The sequence below is a fragment of the Microvirga sp. Mcv34 genome (genome assembly GCF_024519725.1).
Taxonomy (GTDB): domain Bacteria; phylum Pseudomonadota; class Alphaproteobacteria; order Rhizobiales; family Beijerinckiaceae; genus Microvirga.
This window is the reverse complement of record NZ_JALJRK010000132.1, coordinates 1-8,299: the sequence shown is the minus strand read 5'-3', so window position 1 is coordinate 8,299 and position 8,299 is coordinate 1. Positions and strand designations below refer to the sequence as shown.

General features: G+C 60.9%; 10 protein-coding genes and 1 pseudogene. 8 read left to right on the top strand and 3 right to left on the bottom strand.

The features are described 5' to 3' along the window. The 5 genes from tnpC to OC446_RS28260 form a co-directional block, all read left to right on the top strand. On the top strand, window positions 1-697 hold a 697-nt coding region (gene tnpC / locus OC446_RS28275; RefSeq protein ID WP_262032271.1), incomplete at its 5' end, for an IS66 family transposase. Further along, window positions 694-1,302 (top strand): plasmid pRiA4b ORF-3 family protein, encoded by a 609-nt coding sequence (locus OC446_RS28270; RefSeq protein WP_262032270.1) that lies wholly within the window; start codon window positions 694-696, stop codon window positions 1,300-1,302. The genes tnpC and OC446_RS28270, both read left to right, overlap by 4 nt. A gap of 600 nt (window positions 1,303-1,902) precedes the next feature. Continuing rightward, window positions 1,903-2,100 carry a GcrA family cell cycle regulator gene (locus tag OC446_RS31180; protein WP_410055164.1) on the top strand — a complete coding sequence of 66 codons (198 nt, stop codon included), beginning with the start codon at window positions 1,903-1,905 and terminating at the stop codon, window positions 2,098-2,100. Between the two features lie 89 nt (window positions 2,101-2,189). Further along, complete coding sequence (locus OC446_RS28265; RefSeq protein WP_262032269.1) at window positions 2,190-2,963, top strand: hypothetical protein; 774 nt, start codon at window positions 2,190-2,192, stop codon at window positions 2,961-2,963. Between the two features lie 168 nt (window positions 2,964-3,131). Next, on the top strand, window positions 3,132-3,479 hold the full coding sequence (locus OC446_RS28260; RefSeq protein ID WP_262032268.1) for a hypothetical protein: 348 nt from the start codon (window positions 3,132-3,134) through the stop codon (window positions 3,477-3,479). A 400-nt stretch (window positions 3,480-3,879) separates the two neighbouring features. Here the strand turns inward: OC446_RS28260 and OC446_RS28255 are convergent, their stop codons facing one another. Continuing rightward, the gene (locus OC446_RS28255; RefSeq protein WP_262032267.1) at window positions 3,880-4,356 is read right to left on the bottom strand and encodes a hypothetical protein; all 477 of its coding nucleotides are present in this window, start codon (window positions 4,354-4,356) and stop codon (window positions 3,880-3,882) included. A 223-nt stretch (window positions 4,357-4,579) separates the two neighbouring features. Next, window positions 4,580-4,804 carry a hypothetical protein gene (locus OC446_RS28250; RefSeq protein WP_262032266.1) on the bottom strand — a complete coding sequence of 75 codons (225 nt, stop codon included), beginning with the start codon at window positions 4,802-4,804 and terminating at the stop codon, window positions 4,580-4,582. A 197-nt stretch (window positions 4,805-5,001) separates the two neighbouring features. Between OC446_RS28250 and OC446_RS28245 the strand changes: the two genes are divergently transcribed. Then, window positions 5,002-5,247 (top strand): hypothetical protein, encoded by a 246-nt coding sequence (locus tag OC446_RS28245; RefSeq protein ID WP_262032265.1) that lies wholly within the window; start codon window positions 5,002-5,004, stop codon window positions 5,245-5,247. A gap of 666 nt (window positions 5,248-5,913) precedes the next feature. Here the strand turns inward: OC446_RS28245 and OC446_RS28240 are convergent. After that, window positions 5,914-6,711 carry a hypothetical protein gene (locus OC446_RS28240; protein WP_262032264.1) on the bottom strand — a complete coding sequence of 266 codons (798 nt, stop codon included), beginning with the start codon at window positions 6,709-6,711 and terminating at the stop codon, window positions 5,914-5,916. Between the two features lie 662 nt (window positions 6,712-7,373). On the opposite strand from OC446_RS28240, the gene OC446_RS28235 reads away from it, so the two are divergent. After that, on the top strand, window positions 7,374-7,841 hold the full coding sequence (locus tag OC446_RS28235; RefSeq protein WP_262032263.1) for an MbcA/ParS/Xre antitoxin family protein: 468 nt from the start codon (window positions 7,374-7,376) through the stop codon (window positions 7,839-7,841). Between the two features lie 139 nt (window positions 7,842-7,980). After that, window positions 7,981-8,299 (top strand): annotated as a pseudogene (locus tag OC446_RS28230) (hypothetical protein); the annotation flags it as partial.

Genomic DNA, 8,299 nt, shown 5'->3' with positions numbered 1-8,299 from the left:
CCTCTCGAGCCGGGCGATTGCCGCCCAGTTGTCCGGCTTCAGCGGCCTTGTGCAGGTCGATGGCTATGGCGCCTACAAGTCCCTGGCCCGCACGGCACGCGGGAGAATTGAACTCGCGTTCTGTCTGGCGCATGCCCGACGCAAGTTCGTGGCGGTTCACAGGGCGACCGGATCGGCCTTTGCGGCGCGGGTGATTGCGGTGCTGGCGGAGGTCTACGGGATTGAAGCCGAGATCCGCGGCCGGACGGCGGCGGAGCGGAAAGCCGTGCGGCAGGCCCGGATCCGGCCGCTCCTGGAAGGGCTCAAGAGCGAGATGACCGGCGTGCTGGCCGAGATCTCATCGCAATCCGGACTGGCCAAGGCGATCCGGTACACGCTCGCGCACTGGGACGGGCTGACGCGCTGTCTCGAGGACGGCCGGCTCGAGCTGGACACCAACACAGTCGAGCGCACGATGCAATCGGTGGCTCTCACGCGCAAGAACTCATTGTTCGCGGGCAATGCGGGCGGGGCTGAGACCTGGGCGATCCTGGCCTCGCTGATCCAGACCGCGCGGCTCAACAGGCTTGATCCCACGGTCTATCTCAACGATGTGCTGGAGCGCATCGTCTCGGGTGCGACCCCGATCTCGCGGCTTGATGATCTTCTGGCCTGGAACTGGAAAGCCGGCGCGGGCGGCGATAAACTGGCCGCATGACCGATACGCCCCCTGTTGTCCACCTCAAGGTCGTCCTCGAGGATGTCGAGCCTGCCGTGATCCGGCGCCTGATCGTGCCGCTCGATCTGCGCATGGATCGCCTGCATCAGGTGCTCCAGGTCGCCCTGGGCTGGACCAACACGCATCTGTGGGAGTTGCGAGCCGACGAGACCGGCTGGGGCGTGCCGGATCCGGACTGGGGCTTTGATGGTCCGCTCGATGCCCGCAAGGCCACCCTGCGGGAGGTGATCGAGGACACGGGCGCGCGCCGGCTGCTGTATCTGTATGACTTCGGCGATGGCTGGGAGCACACGATCACCCTTGAGCGGATCGGTCCGGGCGATCCCGCTGCGATCTACCCGATGCTGGTGGACGCGAGCGGGCGCTGTCCGCCCGAGGACGTCGGTGGACCGTTTGGCTATGCCGAATTCCTGGAGGCCATGGCCGATCCCGCCCACGAGCGGCATGGGGAGCTGTGCGAGTGGTTCGACGATACCTTCGATCCCCACGCCATCGACATCGCAGAAATCCAGCAGGAACTGCTCAGGCTGGGCAGAAAGTGGATCCGCAGGCCGAGACGGAAATCAGCTCCACCCTCCCTTTGATTGTCTGCGCCATCTCCAACCAATGCTGGCAACTGCTCTCACCTGCGCATGGTCGGTGGCCGAGCTCGGTGGGGCGCTCGCACCGGTTACGACCGAGGTCGTTGCTGCTGATGATGAGAACGTAACACCTGTTGATCCAGCTCCCCTCCAAGACGTTGAACGTCAGATGACGAAGGCCCGGATGCGACGGACGAAGCGCGCTGAACCCGCAGAGCCGGTGGAGGCATCGCAAGCCGGAATACAACGGATGCCAATCTCGGAGGTGGGCAGCGTGCTCGCCGCTTCGGACCGTGTAACATCATCGAAAGCTATGCCTACCAGGCGGACCAGGCATCAAGCTGCCGCCCAACTCCCGCGCAGCGAGCGCTGGAAACGGCGCCTCCATCCAGCGGCTTGGTAACATTACCAGCCGCAGTAGGGTTTGTCCCCCGGTTCGGCAGCCTGAGAAGACCGCCAGTCCCAGGACAATCGCGGGCCTGGATGTTCGCCGTGCGTGGAACCCAGCAAAGGCTATCCCTCTGTTGATAGTCCAAGCGGATGCGGAACTCTCGCCGGGCCACATCGTGTTGATCTGGGATCAGTTCACCAGGTGTGAGAGCCATGCCTGAGATCCGCGAGCCGTCGCCACAGACCCGGACGACCCTCTTCAAGCTACGGGCAAGACAATGCCGCTTTATCGTCTCAGACGATCAGACTAAAGCGATCTTCTGCGGAGCCGAGACGCAACATGGATCGAGCTGGTGTCCTTGGCACCGGCGGCTGGTCTACACAACGCCACCCGTAGGCAGATCACGATAGCTGCCCCCACAGCTTGGCCTGAAATCGTCACATTCCTGCGCGACCTGGGTGATGACGCTTCGTTAACCGCCCTCCACCCAAGGCTCCCGATGCCCAGACTTCTTGCTGCCCTGGCCCTCGTGCTCGCGACCCCAGCGTTTGCTCAGATCCATGACCGTCCCGACATCATCCGCGGGCTCTGTCAGCCTGATGGGTGCGATGAGTTCGCTATCGCGGCGGCCTCTCCCCTGACCAGGACAGGGGAGGGCACGCTCATGCGGACGCGGGTGAAAACATTTCATGCCAGTTCGGCAGGACGCCGGGAACTCAGCGAGGAGAACGGGTACGTCTACTGCTCGCGCACCAAGCCGGCGATCGTGGCCGATAAGGGCGGGCGGACCATGGCGTTCTATCTCGCGCCGTTCGCCACGAAGGAAAGCCGTGAGACCATCCGGCAGAACGCCAATTTCCATGCCCTGTACTTCAGCATCTGCCATGGCTTGGAGGCGGGCCGGGCAGCGGTCCGGGACCTGCCGGGTGTGGCCCAGGAGCTCGGCTACCGGGTAGCGCTGCCTCAGTCGCAGTCTGTGGCCCTGAGCCGAGTCGAACACATTCTGCCGGCTGAAAGCCGCCGCTCGGCCGAGGCAAGGCATGACCTGCGCTTGATGCCCCCGAACCATCCACCTGTCGTGGCTCAGCGGGACTGGGCCGTCGATGAACCGGCTGACGGGTTCAAGGAATCCCGTGAGGCGATGCCACCCCGTCCGCGGCCCTATGGTGTGGAGCGGGAGGAGGGACTGTTGGCCGGTCCGCGCCGCCTGACCAACCGTGCCTTCGATGCCCTTGACGAGGTCGGCGACTGGATGCTCGGACGCCGATACTGATCTGGCAGACGGGAGTGCCTTTGTTCTCTGGGAAGCGTAGGCTGCCCAGACCGATTGTTGAACAAGAAGCAGCCTATGAGCCCATCGTCACAGTGGACCCTGTTCATTGCCCGGCCTGGAAGAGATCGGCAGCACGTCATCCGGGATCCTCACGGCGAGCCCAGGCTCATGTTTGGTGAAGATGACGGCACGAGGATCAACGATCGTCTGGCGAGGTATCTTGTCGAGAGCCTGAATGCAGATCTCACGGTAGAAGATCCCAACCCTGAGGAGGGCTGGTTTCTGGACCGCTCAGGCGACGGTGACGAGCAGAATCCGGCCATTCTCATCTGCGACCCGGAGTTTGAGGCCAGGCTCGAGATCCTCGATACGGGCAGCATTGAGGCGGATCAGGCCCTAGGCCGAAGGGTTGTAGCTCTGATCAATACCTATTTCATGCAAAATGCACGTTCGCATCCAAGTGCTTCTTCAGCCGGCTCCCCATCAGGAAAACAGCAACCCAGATCGAGGCACTAGACGATCGGTTTGGGCTCAGAGTTGTCACCAAAAGCCTCTTGCCTCCCGCAAAGGCGCCTTGGGAGAGTGCCTCCTGCAGCGGCACCACCAACGGCGGGAGAACGACAGCCGAAAACTGGCTGCCCTTCTTACGGGCGGCTGATCGCAAAACGAACACTAACGCCAGATTCCGGCGTAGAGCAGCGCCTGTCAGTCATAGTTGGCTTTGCAGTTCCCGAGCATGGCAGCGCCTCAAGGTTGGCTCATGCCCACTCTGACGAGACCGCTCCCGCGGGGCGGACTGTCGTCCACTGTGCCTCAAGCAACAGAGCTGCAGTTTTCAGCCGCAGCATGTCATGGCTTGGTAGTTCCAATCAGAGCGGCACCCAGACGTGGTCGTCACCACGACGCTGCCTCAAATCTACTCAGGCTGCTTCCAGGACACGTAAGAGATGTAGTCGAAGGTGAGAAAGAGCACCGTCAGCGACTTCTGGGTGGCGATCCGCATTTCTTCAGGCTCCCTGCTTGCTCGATCATAATCGAGCAAGCAGCTCAATCCCGATTGATCCATCTTGGTTTCGGCCCACATCAACTCAATGTAAATTGAGCCGGGTGTATGCATCACCACATACCCGCCGATCCTGTGCGAGACCGGCACATTCAGCGTGATCGTCTTTTCCTTGGATTCGCCCTTCAACTCAACGTCACCATGACCAGGCGCGTGGCCCTTGATGCTGGAGCCTGGACTTTCGAATATGCCCTTGAACGCAAACCGCGAACGGGGAGCGACGGGGATCAACTCGATCAAGCGGCGCGCATCATCGCGGGAGAAGGTTGAACCATCTGCGATGAGGCGATCGAGGATGGCATTGGCTTCCAGACGAGTCTGCACGTTCATTGGCCTGCTCCTTCGTGAGTGAGCTACCTTTCACCGCTCGCACGTCCAAGATCCTGAGAATGCTTCAGGCGTTGTTCGTCCAAATCGATATGGGCGCTCTAAACGGCCCCTGGGGCATCCATTCGCCAGTTCCCCGCGGCATGGCCCGCTGAGCAATGGCTCCGTCCCGTTCTATCGAATCTGATCCGACAGGCAGCAATCAGCTCATTAAGACGGCTGAGTATCAAGGCTTGGCAGTGAACTGTCCGGCAGTAACGCCAATCCGTCCTCGGACGTAACCGAAGGATAGGGCTGCGGCCAACCGTTCGATCCGTTCTTCCTGGATGAGTTGCTCGACCAGGAGAGCCCTAATGGCGATCCTCGCGTCGCCACCGCAGGCCTCGAGCACGGCCGTTACATCCGCTTCGTTCGGATCTATGTCACGTTCCGCCCATCCCGCCTCAGTCATCGGCATCTCCTTTGGACGCCGCGATGGTACTGCTTCGTGTCATGAGCCACCACAGAAATGTTCATTCTTTGTTCTAACGCTGTGGAATGTGGGGAAATCCACCGGCACGCGGTTTCGGGACTCTCTTGTCGTCCTCCCAGGATCATGGCGGTTTCGGACCCGTTGTTAGAAGCTGAGCACGCTTCGAGGAGGTCTCGATGGAGACCATGCTGCGTCTGCAATGCGATATTCTTCTGGGTGGCCGGATCGAGCGGGAGACGCCAACCGGGCTTGTGACGATCGCCACGGTGGTAAGGGAAACCGACGGTCTCGTCGTCCATGTCATCGATGGCCAGAAAGCCACGGGCTTGGAGCATCTCCAGGGTCTTCAGGCGCGGGACTGTGACGACCCGCAGCGCCGGATGAGTCGACCGGACGTGACGGTCACGATGCCGACCGGCTAGGGCAGGGCCAACCCGGAGCCGTGACCGAGCAGGGGCTCAGCGCAGGAAGAGAGGCAGGTAGAGAACACCGATGGTGCAACTCAGCGTGAGAACGGCCGTGATCGCCGCTGCGCACGAAAACCGATCTTTATCGTCCTGCATGGTCTCCTCCTGCCTAGCTATGTGCAGGTGCTGGATACCGCGGCGGGCATCGGCCGGCGGTGCGGCGCCGCACGCGGCATCTCCCAGGGGGCGCCGGCCCCACCACGCAGCACCACTCAAACCGTTCCGAGGCCCACGTGGCAGGCGGACCCTATCCAAATGCGACACGCCCGAGCCGCCCACGACGGTTAGCGACGTCTCGTCAGGTATCGTCAAGCGCATTGCTTCTGGGGTGGGCGAGGGGCGGAGATGCGGCAGTGCCCTGCTCTTCTTTGGGCGTAGGGACGTGGGGGCGGCGCCCCCGCAGCCAATTGGCATCGAAGCAGCCGGGAAGTGCTGTTCAACGTCTGATCGGATGCGGTGCGGAGACGGTCCTGAGAGACCAGAAGGCACGGGCTATCCGAAACGGATCTGCATCACCAGATGTCAGATCCTCGCTCTCTGGGGAGGTTGCTTCTCGAAGCTTTTCAGCGAGCGCGGGTGGTACGCGCTCCAAAGGGCAACTCGCATTGCATCCGTTGCACCTCAGTCTGCTGTCTTCGCTCGCGAGCCGGAGCTTGCCTCTGATAGGGCGCGAGACAGTTCAGCCTCGACGTCTTCTGCGGACACCCCAGGGTCGATACCCGCCGCTGTGTCGAAGACGACATTTGCCACATTATCACCGTTGATGATCAAGAAGCGTGCTATGGCTTGATCTGGATCCCCGCTGGGGCCATTCATGGCTAGTTGTTCGCCGGTCGTGGGGGACTGTTCGCCAAAGTGCATGAAGTAGCGAGAGCATCCCGTCAGCACAATGTACGAGAAGGTCCCGTCAGGGTTCAAATAGTATTCGTGCAGAAATCCCTTGTACATGAGAGCACGATCATTATCGGCGGTTGTAGTGAGTATGTAGGCTGTTACTGATCCACCTTCGGGAATATCATGCGGCCATTTGTGAACTGCCAGCCAACGAAGTGGCCCTGCTTTCACTAACCTTGAGGTGACGAATCCCAGGATAAAGCTGAGCACCGCCGTTGCGGCGACGTAAAGGAGCACACGCCAAACACGCTCAAAAGCGGCGTGGACAGCCGCCTCGGGTGCCATCGTATTGAAATCGATTAAGGGGCGGAAGAAGCTTTCCGCATCAAACCCGATGAGCCGCAATACCCCTTGGGCCAGCAAATGAACCAGGATAGCGACGAGAAGCGCAACTGCGATCTCGCTCACAGCACTCGCACGCACGATTTCTCGAGAGTAGCGCTCTGAAGTTGCAAGCCCTATGAGAAAGAAGACCCCCGGCAGCAGCAACGCAATGATCGCCACTGTCGTCCATGCGACAGACATCTCAACACGACCTCAGGATGTCTGTTTAAGCGACCTTGGCCTGCCGATGCGGCAGAGAATGGTCTCGCTCCCGGAGAATATACCGAATGACCTTCCCCAATGGCGCAGGCCTATTCTGCTCCGAGCTTGCCCGGATTGCCCGCTGAACCAAGTCGATATCGCCATGGGCAATCGTGGTGAGCCTATTCAGAACCTCGGCCTGTTGGGTCGTTGTGATCCGCATAGCTCCTCCACACCTCCGTCAACGATCGACCGCCGGATTCGTTCTGCTCCGCTCGAAGATGGCACCTTTTGGCCCAACCTGCCAAGCCTTGCCAGACTGCAGCATCCCTCAGGGCTGGGGAAAGTCCGGTCGGCCAGAAGCGCCGGCGCCCGCTCCTGCCCCTCTCATTCACTATGAAATAGGACTGACAAGCTTAGAAATGAAGTGCCTCAAGCCACCATCGCTTCGACTTGGAGGCCGCCGGAGCGCATGGATCGTCCAGTGACGTCTGATTACCGCTATGATGTGCTAACGAGACTGGGTGGAGGTCATGGCCGCTCGACAGAGAACCCCGTACCCATGATTGAGATCATGTTTCATGTCAGCTCGATTGCAATCGCAACCTCCGACAGAATTGGCCGCAATCAGCCGTGATGCTAGACTCTCGTCCATGACACAGATGGCCGACGAGATCCGCGCTCACATTGCCGATCTGTACGATGATCCTGAGGACTTCCTGAGGAGGCCTCATCCGTGGTTCGGCGGGCGTTCTCCGGGCGAGTTCATGGCAACGGAGGCTGGCCAGTTCGCGCTCCTGAAGTTCCTACGTGGAGGAGACCACATGCCGCCCACTGAACCCGATCGAGACTTCAAGCCCTACACGACGGCGACCGCCGACCACGCCATTGACCAGGCGATCGCCCGTCTTGAAGGCCAAATCGAGCAACTCAGGTCTCTCAAGGGATCGGGGCCGGAGATCGCCACGGTCGTCGGACGGGCACGGGAGGTCTATGGTGAAGAGGGCGTGCCGTGGCTCCTTGAGTATAATCAGGTCCTGCAGACGACACCTCTGGATCTCGTACTCCAAGGCAAGGCTGAGCGTGTCCTGACGCAGCTTGGCCGGATTGAGCACGGCGTATACGCGTGAGTGCGAAGGAGCGACTATCTCTGGGTGCCTCAGCAATCCGCTATTCAAATCGCCAGTGAGCAATCGGCGGATCGTCGGAGACGCCCATGGCATCGACAACATTCGCGGACCTTAGAGGTCAACGGAGGCCCGTATTGATATGACCGCGTCATTGGTAGCCGAGCTGATAGCGGCCGGTGAGGTACGGAAAGCCGAGCTGATCGAATTGGCTGGCGGGCTCTACATGCCCTCGTATGTCGCCGCGATCCTCAAAATACCCGAACGGTTAGTCGAGGAGCGGCGTAAGGCGGGGGAGCTCATCGCTGTAGAGACACAAGAAGGCTACCGCTATCCGGCCTGTCAGTTCACGCCGGACGGGATCGTGACAGGGCTCTCCGAGGTCTTAGCCGTGATGTCGATCCGGGCGGACTGGATGCGGCTCGAATGGCTCCTGGTTTCGGACGATGCGCTGGAGGGGA

Coding starts and splice junctions, on each gene's coding strand:
- OC446_RS28240 (WP_262032264.1), bottom strand. CDS start 6,711: ATGTCTGTCGCATGGACGACAGTGGCGATCATTGCGTTGCTGCTGCCG.
- OC446_RS28260 (WP_262032268.1), top strand. CDS start 3,132: ATGTTTGGTGAAGATGACGGCACGAGGATCAACGATCGTCTGGCGAGG.
- OC446_RS28270 (WP_262032270.1), top strand. CDS start 694: ATGACCGATACGCCCCCTGTTGTCCACCTCAAGGTCGTCCTCGAGGAT.
- OC446_RS28250 (WP_262032266.1), bottom strand. CDS start 4,804: ATGACTGAGGCGGGATGGGCGGAACGTGACATAGATCCGAACGAAGCG.
- OC446_RS28235 (WP_262032263.1), top strand. CDS start 7,374: ATGGCCGACGAGATCCGCGCTCACATTGCCGATCTGTACGATGATCCT.
- OC446_RS28265 (WP_262032269.1), top strand. CDS start 2,190: ATGCCCAGACTTCTTGCTGCCCTGGCCCTCGTGCTCGCGACCCCAGCG.
- OC446_RS31180 (WP_410055164.1), top strand. CDS start 1,903: ATGCCTGAGATCCGCGAGCCGTCGCCACAGACCCGGACGACCCTCTTC.
- OC446_RS28245 (WP_262032265.1), top strand. CDS start 5,002: ATGGAGACCATGCTGCGTCTGCAATGCGATATTCTTCTGGGTGGCCGG.
- OC446_RS28255 (WP_262032267.1), bottom strand. CDS start 4,356: ATGAACGTGCAGACTCGTCTGGAAGCCAATGCCATCCTCGATCGCCTC.